Source organism: Pseudomonas laurylsulfativorans, from assembly GCF_002906155.1.
In the GTDB taxonomy this organism is placed as follows: domain Bacteria; phylum Pseudomonadota; class Gammaproteobacteria; order Pseudomonadales; family Pseudomonadaceae; genus Aquipseudomonas; species Aquipseudomonas laurylsulfativorans.
Genome location: NZ_MUJK01000011.1, coordinates 166,778 through 190,023, shown reverse-complemented (window position 1 = coordinate 190,023; position 23,246 = coordinate 166,778). Strand labels below are relative to the sequence as shown.

Sequence of the window (23,246 nt, the reverse complement as noted above, 5' to 3'; positions counted from 1 at the left end):
ACTCTTCAGTTCAAACATCTTTGGGTTTTGAGAAAACCCTAAACTTGGCTCAGCAATCGTTGGTTACATCTTTGATTTCTCGCGGAGTAACTTGTGATGCTGATAATCTGTTGACTAGCAGTCTGACTCCACAAGCACCCACACGAATTGCTTGATTCAGTTGTTAAAGAGCGGTTGGCTAAGATCTTTCGTCTCAACCGAGGCGCGCATTCTACAGCAGCCTCATTTGCTGTCAAGTGATAATTTTCAGAAGCTTTCAAAGTTTCCCTTGTAACTTCAACCACTTGCGCTTCAGATCTCTCATCAGCGGGAGGCGAATTCTACAGCGTTACACGCTGCTGTCAACACCTCTTTTTCAACTCCCTTTCGGCTTCGATGAACTGAAGCGACCCGCTGTCGAAAACCGCGTAACTCGTTGTTTACCAAGGAGTTTTCCGTTTCGACTGCGCCGGAAGTGGGGCGAATTATAGGCTTCTAAAATTCGCCGTCAACAGCTATTTTCACCATTCTGTCATATAAGCCAAAAAAGCCCCGAATCGAGTAGGAGGCGGATTGAACTGGTCAAGTAATCCCGGACACCGATTACGGTGTTTATGCCGCTTTTTGCTCCATAGCTATTGGCGACAGGTAGTTGTTGTAGCTGTGGAGCCTGGTGCGGTTGTAGTACAGGAAAAAACGCGCCATGTCGGTTTTCGCCGCCTCTATCCGCTTCCTGTTCGTCAGGCCAGCATTTTGCCTCGGGCTTCCTTCAGATTCGCAGTCACCCGCGACCCCCTTGCCTCTGGCTAACACTTCCCCTTGCCGGGTGTGTAGAGGACTTTCACCTCCAAGTCACCAGCGAGGCCACCACAGCCAAGCTGGTTGCGCTTACGCGCAACGCGCCATGCCTGGCGCACAAACAAAAAGGCCGACCCAATGGGTCGGCCTTCTGCGCCCTGCTAGTTACAAGCTAGGGAAGGCGAACTGCGAAGCTTCATGACTCGCACGCTGCGGCCAGCGCTGGGTGATGGCTTTGCGGCGGGTGTAGAAACGCACGCCATCCGGGCCATAGGCATGCAGGTCGCCGAACAGCGAACGCTTCCAGCCGCCAAAGCTGTGGTAAGCGACCGGTACCGGCAGCGGTACGTTGACGCCGACCATGCCGACTTCGATCTCGTCGCAGAACAACCGCGCCGCTTCACCGTCACGGGTGAAGATGCAGGTGCCGTTGCCATATTCGTGATCGTTGATCAGTTGCATGGCTTCTTCCAGGCTGTTGACCCGAACAACGCACAGCACCGGCCCAAAGATCTCTTCTTTATAGATACGCATCTCTGGCGTGACGTTATCGAACAGGCAACCACCCAGGAAGAAGCCTTCCTCGTGACCAGCCACGGTCAGGCCACGGCCGTCCACGACCAGTGTCGCGCCGGCAGCCACACCATCTTCTACATAACCGCTGACCTTGTCGCGGGCCTGGCCAGTTACCAGAGGCCCCATGTCCAGACCGCAAGAAGTACCGGCACCGATTTTCAGCGCCTGGATTTGCGGAACCAGTTTGGCCACCAGGGCATCCGCTACCTGATCACCTACGCACACGGCCACGGAGATCGCCATGCAACGCTCGCCGCAAGAACCGTAGGCTGCGCCCATCAGTGCGCTCACCGCGTTATCCAGGTCAGCATCCGGCATCAGCACCGCGTGGTTCTTCGCACCGCCCAAAGCCTGAACACGTTTGCCGCGCTTGGTGCCTTCGGAGTAGATGTATTCGGCAATCGGCGTCGAACCGACGAAGCTCAGTGCCTTGACTTCCGGCGCTTCGATCAATGCGTCCACCGCAGCCTTGTCACCGTGCACCACGCTCAGTACGCCTCTAGGCAAACCTGCCTCCAGCAGCAACTGGGCGATCAGCAGGGTCGAACTCGGGTCACGCTCGGACGGCTTGAGGATGAAGCAGTTGCCGCAGACGATCGCCAGCGGGTACATCCACAGTGGCACCATGGCAGGGAAGTTGAACGGCGTGATACCGGCAACCACGCCCAGCGGCTGGAAGTCAGACCAGGCATCGATGTTCGGGCCGACGTTACGGCTGTACTCGCCCTTGAGGATTTCCGGAGCCGCGCAAGCGAACTCGACGTTCTCGATACCGCGCTTGAGCTCACCGGCAGCATCTTCCAAGGTCTTGCCGTGTTCTTCGCTGATCAATTGCGAGATACGCGCTTCGTTCTGCTCCAGCAGTTGCTTGAAGCGGAACATCACCTGGGCACGCTTGGCCGGCGGCGTGTTGCGCCAGGCCGGGAATGCAGCCTTGGCGGCGTCAATGGCGCTCTGGATGGTTTCGCGGGTCGCCAGTGGCAACTTGTGAATAGCCTGCCCCGTCGACGGGTTGAACACATCAACCGCGCGACCGTTCTCGGTCACCAGTTCGCCATTGATCAAATGCGGAATAACGCTCATGGAAGCTCCTGAAAAGTTGTCCACAGACGCCCCGTTCCGGGCGCCTGTTATTGATAGGTATATAGAAGGAGAAATCAGTCGATCTTGCTCAGCACTTCGCCGACCGCGTCGAACAGACGATCCAGGTCCTGCGGCTTGCTGTTGAAGGTTGGGCCGAACTGCAGGGTGTCGCCGCCGAAGCGTACGTAGAACCCGGCTTTCCACAGCGCCATGCCCGCTTCGAACGGACGTACGATCGCGTCGCCGTCACGTGGAGCGATCTGGATCGCGCCGGCCAGGCCGAAGTTGCGGATGTCGATGATGTTCTTGGTGCCTTTGAGGCCGTGCAGCGCATTTTCGAAATGCGGTGCGACTTCAGCCACGCTCTGTACCAGGTTTTCCTTTTGCAGCAGGTCGAGTGCTGCCAGGCCTGCGGCGCAAGCCACCGGGTGGGCCGAATAGGTGTAGCCATGGGGGAATTCAACCGCGTATTCAGGGGTCGGCTGATTCATGAAGGTCTGGTAGATCTCGGAGCTGGCAATCACCGCGCCCATCGGGATCGCACCGTTGGTGACTTGCTTGGCGATGCACATCAGGTCCGGGGTCACACCGAAAGTGGTCGCGCCGAACATGGTGCCGGTACGGCCGAAACCGGTGATCACTTCGTCGAACACCAGCAGGATGTTGTGCTGGTCGCAGATTTCACGCAGACGCTTGAGGTAACCCTGTGGTGGAACCAGCACGCCAGCGGAACCGGCCAATGGCTCGACGAACACCGCCGCGATGTTCGACGCATCGTGCAGTTCGATCAGCTTCAGCAGTTCGTCAGCCAAAGCAATACCGCCCTGCTCCGGCATGCCACGGGAGTAAGCGTTGCTTGCCAGCAAGGTGTGCGGCAGGTGGTCGACATCCATCATCGCCTGACCGAACAGTTTACGGTTGCCATTCACGCCACCGAGGCTGGTACCGGCGATGTTCACACCGTGGTAACCACGGGCACGGCCGATCATTTTAGTCTTGGTCGACTGGCCTTTCAGGCGCCAGTAAGCGCGAACCATCTTCACGGCGGTGTCAGCACACTCGGAGCCCGAGTCGGTGAAGAACACGTGGTTCAGGTTGCCCGGCGTCAGGTCGGTGATTTTCTCAGCCAGCTGGAACGACAGCGGGTGGCCGTACTGGAAGGCTGGCGAGTAATCCAGGGTGCCCAGTTGCTTGGCGACCGCTTCCTGGATTTCCTTGCGGGTGTGCCCGGCGCCGCAGGTCCACAGACCGGACAGCGAGTCATAAACCTTGCGGCCCTTGTCGTCGATCAGCCAGCTGCCTTCGGCGCCAACGATCAGCCGTGGGTCGCGCTGAAAGTTACGGTTGGCGGTGTATGGCATCCAGTGAGCATCGAGCTTCAGCTGGCTGGCCAGGGAAGTCGGGGCGTTTTCAGGCAAGTTCATGGGCAAAACCTCGCAAGGCAATAAGCGGCGTAAGGATTGAAAACCGTTGTTGCAGCTAAATTGCCACGGGGATAAAGTCGGTGAAATGCAACTCTTCTAATGTTCAGTCAGCCGACTACTAAACTTTCGAGTAACCCGCATGAGCACTCGCCGTCCCGATCCGCTGGCCCAGGTCAGCGACTTTGATATTCGCCTGCTGCGGATTTTCCGTAGCGTGGTGGAATGCGGCGGCTTCTCCGCAGCGGAAACGGTGCTGGGCATCGGCCGCTCGGCGATCAGCCAGCAGATGAGCGATCTGGAGCAACGCCTCGGCCTGCGCCTTTGCCAACGTGGACGCGCCGGTTTTTCCCTGACCGAAGAAGGCCGCGAGGTCTATCAATCGGCGTTGCAACTGCTCAGTGCGCTGGAAAGCTTTCGGACCGAGGTCAACGGCCTGCACCAGCACTTGCGCGGCGAATTGATCATTGGTTTGACGGACAACCTGGTCACCCTGCCCCACATGCGCATCACCCATGCCCTCGCGCAATTGAAAGAGCGCGGCCCGGATGTGCAGATCCAGATCCGCATGATCGCGCCCAATGAAGTCGAACAAGGCGTGCTCGACGGCCGCCTGCACGTCGGCGTGGTGCCGCAGGCCAGCGCACTGTCGGGGCTGGAGTATCAACCGCTGTATAGCGAGCGGTCGCTGCTGTACTGCGCAGTCGGCCACCCGCTGTTTTATGTCGACGATAAACAACTGGACGACGAACGCCTGAACAGCCAGGACGCCATCGCGCCCACCTTCCGTTTGCCGGCAGAGATCCAGGCCCACTACCAGGCGCTCAATTGCACCGCCAGCGCCTCCGACCGCGAAGGCATGGCCTTCCTGATCCTGACCGGGCGCTACATCGGTTACCTGCCGGATCACTACGCGAGTCTTTGGGTGCAGCAAGGCCGGTTGCGAGCGTTGAAAGCGAAAACGCGCTTCTATGACCTGAGCCTGGCGTCGGTCACCCGCAAGGGACGTCGCCCGCATCTGGTGCTGGAGAGTTTTCTCGAGAGCCTGGCCGCGACGCGTTAGTGATCATTGCGCCACATAAGGACTTGTCTGAAGCCGGTGGGTACGTTATCAACGCACTGGCCGTCCCCCCCATCAGTTCGGAAGTGTTTATGACCTTTGAAGTCCCAGCCCATGGCGGCAAACCCGTCAGCCGCATTCGTCAGAAAAACGAAGAGACCATCATCAAAGCCGCCGAAGACGAGTTTGCCCGTCACGGGTACAAAGGCACGAGCATGAACACCATCGCCCAGAACGCCGGACTGCCCAAGGCAAACCTGCATTACTACTTCACCAACAAGCTCGGTTTGTACGTGGCGGTGCTGAGTAACATCATCGAGCTGTGGGACAGCACCTTCAACACCCTCACCGCCGAGGACGATCCGAGCGAAGCCTTGACCCGCTACATCCGCGCAAAAATGGAGTTCTCCCGACGCCAACCACAAGCCTCGCGGATTTTCGCCATGGAAGTCATCAGCGGTGGCGAGTGCCTGACCGAGTACTTCAATCAGGATTACCGTGCCTGGTTCCAGGGCCGGGCGGGCGTGTTCCAGTCCTGGATCGACGCCGGTAAAATGGACCCGGTCGATCCCGTACACCTGATCTTCCTGTTGTGGGGCAGCACCCAGCACTATGCCGACTTCGCCACGCAGATCTGCCGTGTCACCGGGCGCACCCGGTTGACCAAGCAAGACATGGAAGACGCCGGGGACAACCTGATCCGTATCATTCTCAAGGGCTGCGGCCTGAAACCTGCCATCTAAGTCGCCATTCAGGTACGTATGCCATTTACCCTCAGCGGTTTTTGCGAATACCGCGAAGAGATTCGCAAAAGCCGCTTCATCACCTTCGCAGCGCCGATTGCCAGCCCGGCCGAGGCCCAGGCGTTTATCGAACAGCACAGTGACCTGAATGCCTCGCACAACTGCTGGGCGTGGAAACTCGGCGATCAGTACCGCAGCACTGATGATGGCGAGCCCGGTGGTACAGCCGGCCGGCCGATTCTGGCGGCGATCGAGGCGCAGGCCTGCGATCAGGTCGCGGTGCTGGTGGTTCGCTGGTATGGCGGCATCCAACTGGGCACTGGTGGCCTCGCCCGTGCCTATGGCGGGGGAGCGAACAAGTGCCTGCAAGCGGCACCAAAGATCGAGTTGATCAGCCGGGTACCGCTGAGTTGCGCTTGCGGGTTTGCCGAGTTGGCCCTGGTCAAGCTGCGGGTCGCGGAGGCCGGTGGATTGGTTGTGGACGAAAGCTTCACCGCCAATGGTGTCGAGCTGCAGTTGGCCGTGGGCGATGCGCAGATCGCCGCCTTGCAGTCACAACTGGCCGATTTGAGTCGCGGGCGCATTTTGCTGCAGCGCTGAAAGGCTTCAATACAAGCTGCGATCTTTTGGGGCACACCGCTTTTCCACATATTCCATATTTGCCCACATCTGCTGTGCACCCGGCTGTGGATAACCTGAGCACATACCGCTGTAACCCTTCTGTCATGCGGCTTTGCGAACTTTGCTCAATTTTCATCCAATCCGCCATCAAGCACATCAAATTCAAATAAAAACAAACAGTTACAACGGTTTAGCACCTTTAGAAGAAAGCCACTCAGTGCTTATGCCCGTGCCTTGAGCTTGCACACAAATACTGTGGAGCAATCTGTGGATAACCCGTTCATGGCCTTCGCCGCGCCACGTACGACATGGCTCGTGGTCGATTGCTCATTTTTTGACCAAAGCCGCACGGGCAAAATCAGGGCTTGATTCGCGGCACTGCCCCCATGTGGTGCCCGGCTTCGTGCGACACGTTTGAAAGCTGCGCATTCAACGCCTCGGCTCACAGGGCCTCGACATTTTCCTGACCTAGTGGCCAGAAAATTGCTTTATCCACAGGCACAAGTCCAACAGCACCGAGCCTGTCATGCCCAATCCCGCTCCAGTCCCAGATCCGACTCCGCGCCTGCAACTTCGCAGAATCACAAAACGCTACCCCGGTTGCCTGGCCAACGATGCCATCGACCTGACCATTGCCCCTGGCGAGATCCATGCCCTGCTCGGCGAAAACGGCGCGGGCAAAAGCACGCTGATGAAGATCATCTACGGCGTCACCCACGCCGATTCGGGCGAGGTGATCTGGCAAGGTCAACGGGTGAGCCTGCGTAACCCGGCCCAGGCCCGGAGTTTGGGAATCGGCATGGTGTTCCAGCACTTCTCGCTGTTCGAAACCCTGAGCGTGGCGCAGAACATCGCCCTGGCCATGGGCGCGGCGGCAGGCACCCCCAAACAGTTGGAGCCGAAGATTCGCGAAGTGTCTCGGCGCTACGGCATGGCGCTGGAACCGGAGCGACTTGTCCACAGCCTGTCGATTGGTGAGCGGCAACGGGTGGAGATCATTCGCTGCCTGATGCAGGACATCCGCCTGCTGATTCTCGATGAACCGACTTCGGTACTGACGCCGCAAGAGGCCGACGACTTGTTCGTCACCCTGCGCCGGCTCGCCGCCGAGGGCTGCAGCATTCTGTTCATCAGCCACAAGCTCGGGGAAGTCCGCGCGTTGTGCCATAGCGCGACGGTGCTGCGCGGCGGACAGGTGGCCGGGCATTGCGTACCGGCCGAGTGTTCGGATCAGCAACTGGCACGTTTGATGGTCGGTGAGGCGGCGGAGTTGATCGCTGACTATCCGAAGGTCACCGGCGGTGAGGCATTCCTTGATGTCCGTGGATTGTCCTGGCACAACCCCGACCCGTTCGGCTGCTCGCTCAAGGACATCGACCTTGAAGTGCGTAGCGGTGAAATTGTCGGCATCGCCGGTGTCGCCGGTAACGGCCAGGACGAGTTGCTGGCCTTGCTCAGCGGCGAAGAACCACTGCCACGCAACGTCGGCGCGACGATCCGTTTTGGCAAGGAGCCCGTCGCCCACTTGCGTCCCGATGCACGTCGCCAACTCGGCCTGGCGTTCGTCCCCGCCGAACGTCTGGGCCATGGCGCGGTGCCGGAATTGAGCCTGGCAGACAACGCGCTATTGACCGCTTTCCAGCAAGGGCTGCTGAGCCATGGCCTGGTCCAGCGCAGCAAAGTCACCGCACTGGCCGAGGAGATCATCCGTCGATTCGGTGTGAAAACGCCCAATAGCCAAACCCAGGCCCGCAGCCTGTCCGGCGGCAACTTGCAGAAATTCATCCTTGGCCGGGAAATCCTCCAGCAACCGAAACTGCTGGTGGCCGCCCATCCAACCTGGGGTGTGGATGTCGGCGCCGCCGCCACGATTCATCATGCCTTGGTTGCCTTGCGCGATGCCGGCGCGGCGATCCTGGTGATCTCCGAAGACCTCGACGAACTGTTCCAGATCAGCGACCGCCTTGGCGCCCTGTGCAGCGGTCGACTGTCCGCCCTCTGCGCCACCGTCGATACACGCCTGAGCGACGTCGGCGGCTGGATGGCCGGCCAGTTCGATACCCCTCAATCACTCGCATCCGCCACGCGCTAACGGAGTGTCACATGCTGCTTTCCCTTGAACCCCGTGGCCAGCAATCACGCCTGATGCTGTGGTGCTCGCCGTTGCTGGCGGCGGCACTGACCCTGGGCTGTGGATCACTGTTGTTTATCGCGCTCGGGCACGACCCGCTGCTGACCTTGCACACCTTGCTGATCGCTCCGGTCAGCGATCTGTATGGCGTCTCCGAATTATTGGTCAAAGCCCTGCCGATCCTGCTCTGCGCCCTGGGCCTGGCCGTTGCCTATCAGGCACGTATCTGGAACATCGGTGCCGAAGGTCAACTGCTGCTCGGCGCGTTGGCCGGCAGTGCGCTGGCGGTGAACATCATCGGTCTGCAAAGCCGCTGGGCGCTGGTGGCGATCCTGCTCACCGGCACCCTGGCCGGCGCCGCGTGGGCCGGCCTGACGGCGTGGTTGCGCACACGTTTCAACGCCAATGAAATCCTGACCAGCATCATGCTCAACTACATCGCACTGAACCTGTTGCTGTTCTGCGTTCACGGCCCCTTGAAGGATCCCGCCGGGTTCAACTTCCCCGAGTCAGCGATGTTCAGTGACGCCAGCCGCTTGCCGCTGTTGATGGAAGATGGTCGGGTTCACGCCGGGGTGTATTTCGCCCTGCTCGCCTTGGTGGCGGTATGGGTGTTGTTGCAGAAAAGCTTTGTCGGGTTCCAGATCAAAGTGCTCGGGCTGGACAAGCGCGCAGCCAGTTTTGTCGGCTTTCGCGAGAAGCGCCTGATCTGGCTCGCGCTGTTGATCAGCGGTGGTCTGGCTGGGCTGGCCGGCGTATGTGAGGTCACCGGTCCTATCGGCCAGTTGGTACCGCAGGTCTCGCCGGGCTACGGCTATGCGGCGATCACCGTGGCGTTTCTCGGCCGCCTCAATCCCGTCGGCATTTTGTTTTCCAGCCTGTTGATGGCGCTGCTGTACATCGGCGGCGAGAGCGCACAAATGAGCCTGAACCTGCCGCAAGCCATCACCCAATTGTTCCAGGGCATGATGCTGTTTTTCCTGCTCGCCAGTGATGTGCTGATTCTCTATCGCCCCCGCCTGAACCTGCGCTGGACTCGCCGCGCACAAGCCACCGCCGTACACGCAGGAGCGCTGTGATGGATATCGATCTGCTGAGTAATATTTTCTACGCCATGGTCCGCTGCGGCACGCCACTGTTGCTGGTGGCACTGGGCGAACTGATTTGCGAGAAGAGCGGCGTTCTCAATCTGGGCCAGGAAGGCATGATGCTGTTTGGCGCGGTGATCGGTTTCATCGTCGCGTTCAACACCGGCAATCTATGGCTCGGCGTGTTGCTGGCCATGTTCGCCGGGATGTTGTTGTCGTCCCTCTTTGCCTTGGTGGCACTGGTGTTCAACGCCAATCAGGTGGCCACCGGACTGGCCCTGACGATTTTCGGCGTGGGCCTGTCGACGTTTGTCGGTGCAGCGTGGGTCGGCAAACCGCTGGCCGGTTTCGAGCCGATGGCGATTGCGTATTTGAGTGAGATCCCGCTGATCGGACGCATGCTGTTTGCCCAGGATCTGCTGGTGTATCTGTCGTTCGCGCTGTTTGCGCTGGTGGCCTGGGTGGTGTTGAAAAGCCGCGTCGGGCTGATCATTCAAGCGGTCGGTGAAAATCCGGACGCCGCCAGTGCCATGGGCTTGCCAGTGTTGGCAGTGCGTACCCTGGCGGTGTTGTTCGGCGGCGCAATGGCCGGGTTGGCCGGGGCCTATCTGTCCCTGGCGTACACGCCGATGTGGGCGGAGAACATGAGCGCCGGGCGCGGCTGGATAGCCCTGGCGCTGGTGGTGTTTGCCAGTTGGCGGGTGTGGCGTCTGCTGCTCGGCGCGTACCTGTTCGGGCTCGCCAGCATCCTGCACCTGGTGGCGCAGGGGTTGGGGCTGGCGATTCCCTCGAGTCTGCTGGCGATGCTGCCGTATGTCGCGACCATTGTGGTGCTGGTGCTGTTGTCCCGGGACGCGCTGCGCACGCGGTTGTATGCACCGGTGTCGTTGGGGCAGCCTTGGCAGGCCGGGCATTAAGTCCGACCGTCACGACCCCATCGCGAGCAAGCTCGCTCCTACAGGTTCAGCGTTGACGCCTCATACCCGTAGGAGCTGGCTTGCCGGCGATGGCGTCCGAACAGGCAACACTTGAGCAATGCCCCACGCCAATTCAAACACCAGAAAAACCACCAGCAGCGAACTCGCGCCATGGATCAGGGCATAGGCCTGCCAAGCCGAGAACAGGAATCTGGCCACGGCGTCATACCGCCCATAAACCTGCTGCGGATCACGAATCCGCAGTACCGACCACACGCAGACAATCGACCCCAAGAGATTCGCCATCAACATGTGCGCCGGTTCGAACGGTGGCAATTCACCGGGCAAACTCAACGCCTGACTCACACCCGTCAAAAGCCCGTGCAATGCCGCAAAACTCCACGGCGTGACAAACGCCATCGTCACGATCAAGTCGTACCAGGCACTGCCTTGCACCAACCGGCGATATTGCGCTGTAGTCCACATCGTCATTGCTCCATCAATTCAGGGAGCAACAAGGCTAAAGCCTAGAGTATGCTCCAGGGTCAAGCCCCCTCGAGACGTCATGATGCGCATCGGTGAATTAGCCCAGGCCAGCGCCGTCAGCCGCGACACGCTGCGCTTTTACGAGCAGCGCGGATTGATCGCGGCGCAACGCAGCACCAACGGGTATCGCGACTATCCGCCAGACATGGTGCAACTGGTGCAGTACATCAAGACCGCTCAACGGCTGGGCTTTACCCTCGACGAAATCGGCAACAGCGTCGCGGCCATCTGGCAGTCGCCCGATCCAGACAGCGCCGTCACGCAACTGCTGCAAGACAAACTCAAACTGATCGAAGCCCGCATGGCCGAACTCGGCGCACTGCGCGATGAGTTGCAACAACGTCTCGGGCAACAGTGTCCATTGAATCCACGACTCTGAATTTTCAAGGAAGCCAATCATGTCCAAGGCAAAAACCGCACTCATCATCGGCGCCTCCCGGGGGCTTGGCCTCGGGCTGGTAAACACCCTGCTGGCCGACGGCTGGCAAGTCACCGCCACCGTGCGCGATCCGCAAAAAGCCGAGGCCTTGCAGGCCCTGGGCAAGGTGCGGATCGAAAAGCTCGATATGGACGATCAACAGGCCGTCATCGCCCTGACGCAACAACTCAAGGGCGAGGTGTTTGATCTGTTGTTTGTCAATGCCGGGGTCAAAGGGCCGGATGTCCAGACACCGAACGGTGGTGCGACGATGACTGAAGTCGGTCAGCTGTTTTTCACCAACGCCGTGGCGCCGATCAACCTGGCCCAGCATTTTGTCGAGCAACTGCGCCCGGACACCGGCGTGCTGGCGTTCATGAGTTCGGTGCTGGGCAGCGTGACCATGCCCGACGCACCGGAACTGGCACTGTACAAGGCCAGCAAGGCGGCACTGAATTCCATGACCAACAGCTTCGTCACTCAGTTGAGAGAAACCAGTCTTACCGTGCTGTCGCTGCACCCGGGTTGGGTGAAAACCGACATGGGCGGTGAAGGCGCGGACATCAATGTCGAAACCAGCACCCGTGGCCTGGTTGATCAGGTGAATGCGTATGTCGGCAAGGGCGGGCATCATTTCGTCAATTACCGGGGTGAAACCATTCCCTGGTAATCACCGCCGCCCCTTGTAGGAGCTGGCTTGCCAGCGATGGTGTGTCAGCTGCATCGGCGTCGACTGACACTCCATTGCTGGCAAGCCAGCTCCTACAGGTTTTATTACCTGCCTGTCGGGCCGGGCTTGCCCGCAACGCAGATTTGATCGACACTTCGCACCTCGCCTCCCCGGCGAACCTGGATCAGCAGACAGGGCAACACTGAGCTGGCAACCCTGAACCCAACTTTCAGAGGAGCCGGCCAACATGCCTGCGACCCGTACCTGGTTAAAAAATCCCCTCGCCATTTTCACGTCCAACGGTCTCGATGCCCGTGGCGGTCTGGTGCTGCAAGACGGTTTGATCGTCGAAGTGCTCGGCGCTGGCCAGCAACCGTCCGCGCCGTGCAATGAAGTGTTCGATGCCCGCGAACATGTGATCCTGCCAGGGCTGATCAACACCCATCACCACTTCTATCAAACCCTGACCCGCGCCTGGGCGCCGGTGGTCAATCAGCCGCTGTTCCCGTGGCTGAAAACCCTGTACCCGGTCTGGGCCCGCCTGACCCCGGAAAAACTCGCCCTCGCCACCAAAGTCGCACTGGCTGAACTGCTGTTGTCCGGTTGCACCACCGCGGCCGACCATCACTATCTGTTTCCAGAAGGCCTGGAAAACGCGATTGACGTGCAAGTCGAAAGCGTTCGCGAACTGGGCATGCGCGCCATGCTGACGCGCGGCTCCATGAGCCTTGGCGAAAAGGACGGTGGCCTGCCGCCGCAACAGACTGTGCAGGAAGGTGAAGTGATCCTCGCCGACAGCCAGCGGCTGATCGCCGAATACCATGAACGCGGTGACGGCGCGCAAATCCAGATCGCCCTGGCACCGTGCTCGCCGTTCTCGGTGACCCCGGAAATCATGTCGGCCAGTGCCGAACTGGCGAACAAACTCGACGTGCGCCTGCACACCCACCTGGCGGAAACCCTCGACGAAGAAGATTTCTGCCTGCAACGCTTCGGCCTGCGCACCGTGGACTATCTGGACAGTGTCGGCTGGCTCGGTCCGCGTACTTGGCTGGCCCATGGCATCCACTTCAACCCGGACGAGATCGCCCGCCTCGGCGCCGCCGGGACCGGTATTTGCCATTGCCCGAGTTCGAACATGCGCCTGGCCTCGGGTATCTGCCCGAGCATCGAGTTGACCGATGCCGGTGCCTTGCTTGGTTTGGGCGTGGACGGTTCGGCATCCAACGATGCTTCGAACATGATGCTCGAAGCGCGTCAGGCGTTGTACATCCAGCGTCTGCGTTACGGCGCTGAGAAGATCACCCCGGAACGTGTACTTGGCTGGGCGACCAAAGGCTCGGCCAGTCTGTTGGGGCGTACCGATATCGGTGAATTAGCGGTGGGCAAGCAGGCCGACCTGGCCCTGTTCAAACTGGATGAACTGCGTTTCTCCGGCAGTCATGATCCGGTCTCGGCATTGCTGCTGTGTGGTGCTGATCGCGCGGACCGAGTGATGATCGGCGGCAAGTGGCGGGTGATCGATGGTCAGGTCGAAGGGCTGGATCTGAAGGGCTTGATTGCTGATCACAGCCAGGCGGCTCGGCAGTTGATTGCCGGGACCTGATACAACACCGATTAAAACTGTGGGAGCGGGCCTGCTCGCGAAAGCGGTATATCAGTCACTGACGATGTCGACTGACGCTCCGTCTTCGCGAGCAGGCTCGCTCCCACATTGGTTTTGTTGAGGATTCAAAGTCCAAGCAGCGACAACATGATGAACGTCGCAAACAACACGAAGTGAGTCATGCCTTCGATGGCGTTGGTTTCGCCGTCATTGAGGTTGATCGCGCTGACGATCAATGTGAGAAACACCATCACCGTCTGCACCGGGGTCATGGCCATCTGGAATGGCTGACCGGTGTAGAGCGCCATCGCCTCCATCACCGGCACCGTCAGGATCACCGTCGACAATGACGCCCCCATGGCGATGTTGACCACCGACTGCATGCGGTTGGCCAATGCCGCGCGCAACGCGGTCAGAATCTCCGGCGCCGCGGAGATCGCCGCCACCAGGATCGCCGTGATCACCGGCGGTGCCCCCGTCCCTTCCAGCCCAAGATCGAGGGTCTTGGACATCACTTCGGCGAGTGCGCCAATAACCACTACACCAAACCCCAGGGTCCCGATGCTCAATACCAGATTGATCGGCTGCGGCTCTTCGCTGGGAGTTTTCCTGCGGCGCTTGTCCGGGTAGCTGTAGCTGAAAAAATAGCTGTGCGGTCCTACCTGCATGCGCAGGAACAACGCATACAGCATCACCATCGCACCGATGGTAAACGCCGAATAGAGCTTCCAGTCGGCTTCGGGAATGAATTCCGGCACCACCATCGACACGCCCATCGCCGTGAGGATCATCGCACTATAGCTGCGCGCGGAATCGTCGTTATAGGACTGTTCGCCGTGCTTGAGCCCGCCCATCAACGCCGCGAGGCCAAGGATGCCATTGATGTCGAGCATCACCGCCGAGTAGATCGTATCGCGCACCAGCGTGGCCGAGGCTTCGTTGCTCATCATGATCGCCAGTATCACCACTTCCACCAACACCGCGGCCAGGGTCAAGATCATCGTGCCGTAGGGATCACCGACTTTTTCCGCCAGCAACTCGGCCTGATGGGCAACGCGCATGGAGGCGGCGACGATGAAGACGATCAGCACCAACCCGCTCACCAGTGCGACGACCTGGCCGCTGTGCAGCATCCAGTGCTCCAGCGGATAAGCCACGCACGCGGCGATCAACGCCAACAGCAGGAAGCTTTCTTGCTTGAGGGTGGTGAGCATGGCGAGCCTTTTTTCCGAGTGGAACCGATGAGCTACTGACTGCGGGGTGGCGCTGACGGTTCGTTTTACCTTAGCGCACCACGGGCAAGCAGGAAGGTGCATCGGCGCACCGGAGTGTGTCATCGCTGGCAAGCCAGCTCCTACAGGGGAACGGTGATCCGACTTTTGTAGGAGCTGGCTTGCCAGCGATGGCGTACTCCCTGCCGCCACAAAACCAGAAACCTGCCCCTTTGTTGTCCTGTTGGTCAGCAATTTGCATTGCCCTGTGCAAGCCCGAGAGCCCGGCCAACCTCACAACAAAATGGAGTTTCAATTCATGCACAACCGTCCGTTGAAGAAGCTGCTTTGCGCCGTTGCGGCGGCCATTGGTTTGAGCGCCAGCCTGACGACCGTAGCCGCCGACCCGCTGAAAGTCGGCTTCGTTTATATCGGCCCGATCGGCGACCACGGCTGGACGTATCAGCATGAACAGGGACGCAAGGAACTCGCGGAAAAATTCGGTCCGCAGATCACCACCAACTATGTGGAAAACGTCGCCGAAGGGGCCGACGCCGAGCGGGTGATCCGCAACATGGCCAAGGACAAATACGACCTGATCTTCACCACGTCCTTCGGCTACATGAACCCGACCGTGAAAGTCGCCAAACAGTTTCCCCAGGTGACCTTCGAACACGCCACCGGCTACAAGCAGGACAAGAACCTCGGCACTTACCTGGCGCGCACTTACGAGGGCCGCTACGTCGGCGGCTTCCTCGCGGCGAAAATGACCAAGACCAGGAAAGTCGGCTACGTCGCCTCATTCCCGATCCCGGAAGTAATCCGCGACATCAACGCCATCCAGCTGGCCCTGAACAAATACAACCCCGGCACCGAGATCAAGGTGGTGTGGGTCAATTCCTGGTTCGATCCAGGCAAGGAAGCGGATGCCGCCAACGCCCTGATCGATCAGGGCGTGGACGTGGTGTTCCAGCACACCGACAGCCCGGCGCCGATCCAGGCCGCCGAACGTCGCGGCGTGTATGCGGTGGGCTACGCTTCGGACATGGCGCACTTCGGGCCGAAGGCAGTGCTGACGTCCATCGTCAATGACTGGGGCCCGCACTACATTAAGGCAGCCCAAAGTGTGATCGATCATGACTGGAAGTCCCAAGACTACTGGGGCGGTTTGAAGGAAGGCACCGTTGAACTGCCGATCAGCGACCTGGTGCCGGCGACGGTCAAGGGAGAGGCCGAGCAGATCATCGCCGACATCAAGAGCGGTGCGCTGCAGCCATTCACTGGGCCGATCAAGGATCAGGCCGGCGTCGAGAAAATCCCGGCGGGCGTGAGCGCGACCACGGCGGAACTGGCGTCGATGAATTACTACGTGGAAGGTATGAAGGCCGAAATACCGAAGTAACACACGCCCCCTGTAGGAGCTGGCTTGCCAGCGATGAGGCCAATCCATCCAACATCATTGTTGATTGGAAATACACCTTCGCTGGCAAGCCAGCTCCTACAAAAGCTCATTTCACATCAGGAAAGCAAAATGACCGGCCTTCCCATCATCGACATCGCACCGCTCTACAACGACGACCCATCCGCCTGGCCAGCCGTGGCCAAACAAATCGATCTCGCCTGCCGCGAGTGGGGTTTCTTCTACATCAAGGGCCATCCGATTTCAGCGGCGCGCATCGACGCACTGCTCGACCACGCCAAACGCTTCTTCGCCCAGCCTACCGCCGAAAAACTCAAGATCGACATCACCCAGACCCGACATCATCGCGGTTACGGCGCCATTGCCACCGAGCAACTCGACCCGAGCAAACCCAGCGACCTCAAAGAAACCTTCGACATGGGCCTGCACCTGCCAGCCGACCACCCTGACGTTCTGGCGGAAAAACCCTTGCGCGGTCCCAATCGCCATCCGTCCATGCCCGGCTGGGAAGCGCTGATGGAGCAACACTACGTCGACATGCAAGCCCTAGCGCAAACGCTGTTGCGGGCGATGACCCTGGCGCTGGGGATTGAGCGCGACTTCTTCGATACTCGCTTCAATGAACCGGTCAGTGTGCTGCGGATGATCCATTACCCGCCGCGCCACACTGCCAGCTCCGCCGAACAGCAAGGCGCCGGGGCGCACACCGATTACGGCTGCATCACCCTGCTTTATCAGGACGCCGCCGGAGGCTTGCAGGTCCGCAACGTCAAAGGTCAATGGATCGACGCGCCGCCTATCGAAGGTACGTTCGTGGTCAATCTCGGCGACATGATGGCGCGCTGGAGCAACGACCGTTATCTCTCGACGCCGCACCGGGTGATCAGCCCGCTCGGCGTGGATCGTTATTCGATGCCATTCTTCGCCGAGCCACACCCGCAAACCCGCATCGAATGCCTGCCCGGTTGTCAGGATGAATTGCACCCGGCGAAATACCCGGTCATCACCTGCGCCGAGTTCCTGCTCTCGCGCTTCGCCGATACCTACGCTTATCGGCGGGAACTGGAAGCAATGTGATGAACCGCCTGGTCAGGTTTTACCAATTGTTGCGGCAACCCTCTGTAGAATGGCGACCATTGCACCTGATGAGAAAAGAATTATGTACGACTGGCTGAACGCCCTGCCCAAGGCAGAATTGCACCTGCACCTGGAAGGCTCGCTGGAGCCCGAGCTGTTGTTCACTCTGGCCGAGCGCAACAAGATTGCCTTGCCATGGGGCGACGTCGAAACCTTGCGCAAGGCGTATGCCTTCAACAACCTGCAGGAGTTCCTCGACCTGTATTACCGGGGCGCCGATGTGCTGCGCACGTCCCAGGATTTCTATGACCTGACCTGGGCGTACCTGCTGCGCTGCAAAGAGCAGAACGTGATTCACACCGAACCGTTCTTCGACCCGCAGACCCACACCGACCGTGGCATCCCGTTCGAAGTCGTACTCAACGGCATCGCCGCTGCACTGAAGGATGGCGAACAGCAACTGGGCATCACCAGTGGTTTGATCCTGAGCTTCCTGCGCCATCTGAGCGAAGACGAAGCACAGAAAACCCTCGATCAGGCGCTGCCGTTCCGCGATGCGTTTGTCGCCGTGGGCCTGGACAGCTCCGAGATGGGTCACCCGCCGAGCAAGTTTCAGCGCGTGTTCGACCGTGCCCGTCACGAAGGCTTCCTGACCGTCGCCCACGCCGGCGAAGAAGGCCCGCCCGAGTACATCTGGGAAGCCATCGACCTGCTGAAAATCCAGCGCATCGACCATGGCGTGCGCGCCATTGAAGACGAACGCCTGATGCAGCGAATCATCGACGAACAGATCCCGCTGACCGTGTGCCCGTTGTCGAACACCAAGCTTTGCGTGTTCGATCACATGTCGCAGCACAACATTCTCGACATGCTGGAACGTGGCGTGAAAGTGACGGTGAACTCCGATGACCCGGCGTACTTCGGCGGTTATGTCACCGAAAACTTCCATGCGCTGTACACCCACCTGGGCATGACCCACGACCAGGCCAAACGCCTGGCGCAAAACAGCCTCGATGCGCGGTTGGTAAAGCCCTAAGCAACACCGCAAACCAACTGTAGGAGCTGGCTTGCCAGCGCCTACAGATTGGGTGTTTGGCCAAAGGTTCTACAACGCCATTTCCAACTCGGTTTCCTGGGCAAAGCGATGGATCTCGCGTTGCCCGGAGGCTGTCACCTGCAAGGCTCGGGAGTCGTTGGGCAGGGTCAGCCACCCCGACTGCATGAACAGCTGCAACAACGCCGCGCCCAGTGAGCCGCCCATGTGCGGGCGTCTTTCGCTCCAGTCCGGGCAGGCGCAGGCCACCTTTCCGTTGTGATTGGCCAGGGCCTGGATGAACACACCACGTGCCGCCAACTCCGTCGCGCCCTTGAGCGTGACCGTGACCCGCTGATCAGAATGTGCGATCCAGCCTGCTTCCAGCAGTCGCTGATACAGATCGGCCGACAGGGTGCCCCCCAGGTGATCGTCACATAGTCGGGCACTCAGCAATGACGAGCGCACCGCCCGGGGTTTGACGAGAGGTGCACTGCGCTTGAATACGTCCGGAGTATCCTGGGGTGCGCTGGCGAAGGTCGCGCTGGCCAGTGCTTCGATTGCCGCCCCGACCTCGGGAGCGGCCAGGCGGAAAAAGCGCTTGCGGCCACGGTTTTCAACCCTCAGCAGACCTCCAGCGGACAAGCGTCCCAGGTGTGCACTGGCCGAAGACGGTGACAGGCCGGCCAGCAATGCCAACTCTTCGGTTGCTCGCGCCGAGCCATCCATCAAGGCCCACATCATTGCGCTGCGCTTTGGGTCAGCCAGCAATGTGGCGATCTGGCTGATGCAAGGTGCATGTTCCATGTATTCACTCCCTGTTGAATCATTTCGTCTACTGCCCAGAGACATCTTGACCAGTAATGTGTCGTCGTCCAATCCGCGGAAACTGCCATAAACCCGGCAACGCCTTGCTCACTCATTAGTGCGCTGCCTGGCCCGATGCCGCGAAGCCCAGAAGGATGACCGTGCAACCGGGCCGACTCGAACGTGGACCCGCCACTGGGGATCGACGCTACTTACATGATGAGGGCGATAGTATATGCGGGTTGATCGCCCGATCCTGTCCTCTGCCCGGCATAGGTGGTGATCGTTCCTGAGGGAAATTTCTCTTTTTTCGTGCGACTAATGAGCGGTATCCGGAAAGCCCGGAAATTGACTGCTCAAAAAGGCGCATCGGCTGACAAGCATTTCGCGCAACAGGTTCACCGGCTTACTCAATTGTGCGCGATGGGCGCACAGCAGATTCAACGGTGCGCGCTCACAAAGCAGTTCCGGCATCAACACCTTCAAGCGGCCAGCCAGTACATCGGCGGCGACATCGAGCCAGGATTTATAGGCGATCCCGGCGCCAGCCACGGCCCAAAGGCGCACGACATCGGCATCGTCACTGAAACGATCACCGCTGACGGTCAGGCTGACTTCGCGTTTGCCGTCTTGAAAACTCCAGTGATCGTGGACCCTGCTGCCTAGCATGTACAAAAGGCAATTGTGCTGTGCCAGTTGCTCCAGATGCCGAGGTTCGCCATGGCGAGCCAGATAGCCGGGTGCGGCGCACAACACCCGGCGGTTCTGCGGGACGATGGGCAGCGCCACCAGGCTGGAGTCCTCCGGCTCGCCATAGCGCAGGGCAACGTCTACCGGTTGGCGAAACAGGTCGGCGATGCGGTCCCCCAGCAGTAGGCGCACGGTCAGTTTCGGATGCTCGCGCTGAAACTCGTCAAGCCAGGGCAGCAACAGATTGCGGCCAAAGTCCGATGGCGCCGACAGTTGCAGAACCCCGCTGACCTGGTCCTGACCACTGGCCAGCAATCGCCGGCCTTCGTCGAGATTACTCAGGGCCGCACGGGCGTACTCGAGAAAGCCCTCGCCTTCGACGGTCAGGCGCAAGCTACGGGTCGAACGGGCCAACAGACGGGCGCCGAGTTGCTGTTCGATGCGCTTGAGCGCCGCACTGGCCACCGCCGCCGACATGTCCATCCCTCGCGCGGCGGCCGAGAGACTGCCCAGGTCCGCCGCCCGGACAAACAACTGCAAGTCATCGAAACGCAGCATCAGAGCACCGATTATCAAAAAAATATTGAAAGAGACTGCTCTTTTAGCCGGTTTTATCTTCAGGAGAAATAGCCAATCATCCCCCCATCGAATCTCTCCTTTACTCGTGTTCCGGAGTCACCCATGAAAGCCATTGCCTACTACGCTTCGTTGCCGATCAGTGACGACAACGCCCTGCAAGACATCGAACTGCCGGAACCGGTTGCCGGCCCACGCGACTTGCTGGTGGAAGTCAAAGCCATCTCGGTCAACCCGGTGGATACCAAAGTGCGCCAGAACGTCCAGCCCGAAGGCGGCGCGGCCAAAGTGCTGGGTTGGGACGTGGCCGGTGTGGTCAAGGCGGTGGGCAGTGAGGTGACGCTGTTCAAGGTCGGCGACAAGGTGTTTTACGCCGGCTCCATCGCACGTGCCGGCGGCAACAGCGAGTTGCATGTGGTGGACGAGCGCATCGTTGGCAACATGCCAAAGACCCTGGGTTTCGCCGAAGCTGCGGCCCTGCCCCTCACCGCGATCACGGCGTGGGAACTGTTGTTCGAACGCCTGCAAGTACGTGAAAGCAAAACCGATGAAGGCCAGAGCCTGTTGATCGTCGGCGCGGCAGGTGGCGTGGGTTCGATTCTCACGCAACTGGCCAAACAGCTCACCGGTCTCCAAGTCATTGGCAGCGCTTCGCGTGCACAAACCCAAAGCTGGGTGAAGGAACTGGGTGCCGATCTGGTGATCGACCACGGCCAGCCACTGAGCGAAGCACTCAAGCATGCCGGTGTGGATCAGGTCACCCACGTCGCCAGCCTGACCCAGACCGACCAGCACCTGGACCAACTGGTCGAGGCATTGGCCCCGCAAGGCAAGCTGGCGCTGATTGATGACCCCAAGTCACTGGACGTGACCAAGCTCAAGCGCAAGAGCCTGTCACTGCACTGGGAGTTCATGTACACCCGCTCGCTTTTTGAAACCGCGGACATGATCGAGCAGCACAACCTGCTCAATCGCGTCGCCGGGCTGATCGACGCCGGGACGCTGAAAACCACGGTGGGCGAACACTTCGGCACGATCAACGCAGCCAATCTGCGCCGTGCCCACGCCCTGCTGGAAAGCGGCAAGGCCAAGGGCAAGATCGTGCTGGAAGGGTTCTGAAACGCTGAAAGAGCCATCGCTGCTTTCATGTTTTCCGTCGGCGGCCGGGACGTCCCGGTCGCCGACAGCCCGTGTGAACGCCATCGAAAAACCGTGTTTTTTTTAGTTACAAACCGTCAGTCCGACAGTTGACCCTTGTCACAATCGTGCTCGTATTCAGGACTACAATCGAATCTCTTGCGAGGCTGTCTTTTACGTAACGTCTATAACGAGACATCTTTTACAAGACATCTTTTACAAAAGGAGTTCAGCTATGAAGATCCTGATAAAAGAACTGGCAAAGTCCCAGTGGCAAGTCCGCCTTGACCAGCATGCCGTGACGTTTCGCAGCGAAGCAGAAGCTCGCGCTTTCACGCGCACCCTCGAAGCCCGTATCCAGGCCCCTCACCAAATTCCCGCCCTCCACCCGCAGCGCGCTGCCGGCTAACTCCGGCTTCAAACCTGGGCTTGCGCCAGCGCCCGGGCATTTTGCAAACGCCGGGTGAGCATCGCTGCGCTCACCACCAGAATTCCACACAGGCTGATGACCATGGCCATCGGCACGGCGCTGCCGTCGTGCAGCACGCCCACCAGCGCAGAGGCACCGGAAGCCACGCTGAATTGCAGGCAACCGAGTAGCGCCGAAGCGCTGCCGGCCCGCGCACCCTGCCCGTTCATCGCGCAGGCCGCGGCGTTGGGAGTGATGCAACCGAGGCTGGCAATACAGATGAACAAGGGAATCAGCAGCGGCCACAGTTGTGCCGGGTGCAGAGAGCTCACAGCGAGCAGGGTCAAACCGGCGGCCAGATAAACCCACACCGCGCGCGCCAGCAAGAACGTCGGGCCACGCTTGGCCAGTAACCGCGCATTGACCTGCGCCACCAGAATGAAGCCCGCCGCATTGGCACCGAACAGCCAGCCGAAATGCTCGGCCGGAACACCGTAGAGCTTGATAATGATGAACGGTGAACCGGCGATGTAGGCAAACATCCCGGCGATGGCGATGCCGCCGGTCAAGGCATGGCCGAGGAACACCGGGTCGGCCAGCAACCGCCCGTACTGACGCAGCGCACCCGACAGCGGTTGACGCGGCATGTTGGCCGGCATGCTTTCCGGCAATCCCGTCGCAACCGCCAGCCCCGCCAGCGCACTGAAACCGGTCAAGGCCAGGAAGATCGACTGCCAGCCTGTCGTGTTGACCAACAACCCGCCCAGCAACGGCGCAAGGATAGGGGCAAGCCCCATCACCAGCATCAACTGCGAAAAGACTTTTGCCGACCCCACCGCATCACACTTGTCGCTGACCACCGCCCGGGAAATCACCATCCCCGCGCAACCGCCCAACGCCTGGACGAAACGCGCGCCGATCAGCCATTCCAGGTTCGGCGCATAGGCGCACGCCACAGAGGCAACGGTGAACAGGCCGACACCGGTGAGCAACGGAATACGTCGCCCGAAACGATCCGCCACCGGGCCATAAAGCAGTTGGCCGATGGACAAGCCGAGGAAGTAAGCCGCCAACGTCATCTGAACGTGATTTTCATCCGTCCCGAAAGCCTGGGCCATGGCCGGGAAGGCTGGCAGGTAGAAATCGATCGCCAGCGGACCGAAAGCGCTCAAGGCGCCAAGAATCAGAATGGTACGAAAGTTCATCAGGCATCCAGTGAGGCAGAAGTC

General features: G+C 60.0%; 21 protein-coding genes. 14 read left to right on the top strand and 7 right to left on the bottom strand.

The genetic code is table 11. From position 1 onward, the window contains the following. Positions 1 to 942: 942 nt before the first annotated feature. Positions 943 to 2,436 (bottom strand): CoA-acylating methylmalonate-semialdehyde dehydrogenase, encoded by a 1,494-nt coding sequence (locus tag B0D71_RS25890; protein ID WP_103397244.1) that lies wholly within the window; start codon positions 2,434 to 2,436, stop codon positions 943 to 945. A 74-nt stretch (positions 2,437 to 2,510) separates the two neighbouring features. Further along, entirely contained in the window at positions 2,511 to 3,860 is a 1,350-nt protein-coding gene (aptA, locus tag B0D71_RS25885; RefSeq protein WP_056725210.1) for an omega-aminotransferase AptA, read from the bottom strand. Positions 3,861 to 3,999: 139 nt separating this feature from the next. Between aptA and B0D71_RS25880 the strand changes: the two genes are divergently transcribed. From B0D71_RS25880 to B0D71_RS25855, 6 genes are all read left to right on the top strand, one after another. After that, entirely contained in the window at positions 4,000 to 4,920 is a 921-nt protein-coding gene (locus B0D71_RS25880) for a LysR family transcriptional regulator (RefSeq protein ID WP_007971880.1), read from the top strand. Positions 4,921 to 5,009: 89 nt separating this feature from the next. After that, complete coding sequence (locus B0D71_RS25875) at positions 5,010 to 5,660, top strand: TetR/AcrR family transcriptional regulator (RefSeq protein ID WP_103397249.1); 651 nt, start codon at positions 5,010 to 5,012, stop codon at positions 5,658 to 5,660. 18 nt (positions 5,661 to 5,678) lie between these two features. Beyond that, positions 5,679 to 6,260 (top strand): IMPACT family protein, encoded by a 582-nt coding sequence (locus tag B0D71_RS25870; protein WP_103397243.1) that lies wholly within the window; start codon positions 5,679 to 5,681, stop codon positions 6,258 to 6,260. Positions 6,261 to 6,807: 547 nt separating this feature from the next. Next, complete coding sequence (locus B0D71_RS25865; protein ID WP_103397242.1) at positions 6,808 to 8,373, top strand: ABC transporter ATP-binding protein; 1,566 nt, start codon at positions 6,808 to 6,810, stop codon at positions 8,371 to 8,373. Positions 8,374 to 8,384: 11 nt separating this feature from the next. Then, positions 8,385 to 9,491 carry an ABC transporter permease gene (locus B0D71_RS25860; RefSeq protein ID WP_103397241.1) on the top strand — a complete coding sequence of 369 codons (1,107 nt, stop codon included), beginning with the start codon at positions 8,385 to 8,387 and terminating at the stop codon, positions 9,489 to 9,491. After that, a complete protein-coding gene (locus B0D71_RS25855) occupies positions 9,491 to 10,417 on the top strand; it encodes an ABC transporter permease (protein WP_103397240.1) in 927 nt (308 codons plus the stop codon). Before B0D71_RS25860 ends, B0D71_RS25855 begins: the two co-directional genes overlap by 1 nt. A 60-nt stretch (positions 10,418 to 10,477) precedes the next feature. Here the strand turns inward: B0D71_RS25855 and B0D71_RS25850 are convergent, their stop codons facing one another. Further along, complete coding sequence (locus B0D71_RS25850) at positions 10,478 to 10,903, bottom strand: hypothetical protein (protein ID WP_103397239.1); 426 nt, start codon at positions 10,901 to 10,903, stop codon at positions 10,478 to 10,480. An 82-nt stretch (positions 10,904 to 10,985) separates the two neighbouring features. On the opposite strand from B0D71_RS25850, the gene B0D71_RS25845 reads away from it, so the two are divergent. From B0D71_RS25845 to B0D71_RS25835, 3 genes are all read left to right on the top strand, one after another. Beyond that, positions 10,986 to 11,342 carry a MerR family transcriptional regulator gene (locus tag B0D71_RS25845; protein WP_103397248.1) on the top strand — a complete coding sequence of 119 codons (357 nt, stop codon included), beginning with the start codon at positions 10,986 to 10,988 and terminating at the stop codon, positions 11,340 to 11,342. 19 nt (positions 11,343 to 11,361) lie between these two features. Next, entirely contained in the window at positions 11,362 to 12,051 is a 690-nt protein-coding gene (locus tag B0D71_RS25840) for an SDR family oxidoreductase (protein ID WP_103397238.1), read from the top strand. A gap of 247 nt (positions 12,052 to 12,298) precedes the next feature. Continuing rightward, on the top strand, positions 12,299 to 13,657 hold the full coding sequence (locus B0D71_RS25835) for an 8-oxoguanine deaminase (RefSeq protein ID WP_103397237.1): 1,359 nt from the start codon (positions 12,299 to 12,301) through the stop codon (positions 13,655 to 13,657). 125 nt (positions 13,658 to 13,782) lie between these two features. On the opposite strand, the gene B0D71_RS25830 is transcribed toward B0D71_RS25835, so the two are convergent. Next, positions 13,783 to 14,871 (bottom strand): calcium:cation antiporter, encoded by a 1,089-nt coding sequence (locus tag B0D71_RS25830; RefSeq protein ID WP_103397236.1) that lies wholly within the window; start codon positions 14,869 to 14,871, stop codon positions 13,783 to 13,785. A 316-nt stretch (positions 14,872 to 15,187) separates the two neighbouring features. On the opposite strand from B0D71_RS25830, the gene B0D71_RS25825 reads away from it, so the two are divergent. From B0D71_RS25825 to B0D71_RS25815, 3 genes are all read left to right on the top strand, one after another. Then, complete coding sequence (locus B0D71_RS25825) at positions 15,188 to 16,270, top strand: BMP family ABC transporter substrate-binding protein (protein WP_103397235.1); 1,083 nt, start codon at positions 15,188 to 15,190, stop codon at positions 16,268 to 16,270. 129 nt (positions 16,271 to 16,399) lie between these two features. After that, the gene (locus B0D71_RS25820) at positions 16,400 to 17,365 is read left to right on the top strand and encodes a 2-oxoglutarate and iron-dependent oxygenase domain-containing protein (RefSeq protein WP_103397234.1); all 966 of its coding nucleotides are present in this window, start codon (positions 16,400 to 16,402) and stop codon (positions 17,363 to 17,365) included. Between the two features lie 82 nt (positions 17,366 to 17,447). Further along, positions 17,448 to 18,401, top strand: a complete 954-nt coding sequence (locus B0D71_RS25815; protein ID WP_103397233.1) for an adenosine deaminase — start codon at positions 17,448 to 17,450, stop codon at positions 18,399 to 18,401. A gap of 69 nt (positions 18,402 to 18,470) precedes the next feature. Here B0D71_RS25815 and B0D71_RS25810 read toward each other — a convergent pair whose 3' ends face one another. Together B0D71_RS25810 and B0D71_RS25805 are read right to left on the bottom strand one after the other, a co-directional pair. After that, a complete protein-coding gene (locus B0D71_RS25810; RefSeq protein ID WP_103397232.1) occupies positions 18,471 to 19,205 on the bottom strand; it encodes an ArsR/SmtB family transcription factor in 735 nt (244 codons plus the stop codon). Positions 19,206 to 19,523: 318 nt separating this feature from the next. Continuing rightward, entirely contained in the window at positions 19,524 to 20,453 is a 930-nt protein-coding gene (locus tag B0D71_RS25805) for a LysR family transcriptional regulator (protein WP_103397231.1), read from the bottom strand. 123 nt (positions 20,454 to 20,576) lie between these two features. Between B0D71_RS25805 and B0D71_RS25800 the strand changes: the two genes are divergently transcribed. Further along, entirely contained in the window at positions 20,577 to 21,590 is a 1,014-nt protein-coding gene (locus tag B0D71_RS25800; RefSeq protein ID WP_103397230.1) for a zinc-binding alcohol dehydrogenase family protein, read from the top strand. A 253-nt stretch (positions 21,591 to 21,843) separates the two neighbouring features. Then, positions 21,844 to 22,017 (top strand): hypothetical protein, encoded by a 174-nt coding sequence (locus tag B0D71_RS31510; protein WP_165798749.1) that lies wholly within the window; start codon positions 21,844 to 21,846, stop codon positions 22,015 to 22,017. Positions 22,018 to 22,025: 8 nt separating this feature from the next. On the opposite strand, the gene B0D71_RS25795 is transcribed toward B0D71_RS31510, so the two are convergent. Continuing rightward, on the bottom strand, positions 22,026 to 23,222 hold the full coding sequence (locus tag B0D71_RS25795; RefSeq protein ID WP_103397229.1) for a multidrug effflux MFS transporter: 1,197 nt from the start codon (positions 23,220 to 23,222) through the stop codon (positions 22,026 to 22,028). Positions 23,223 to 23,246: the final 24 nt, after the last annotated feature.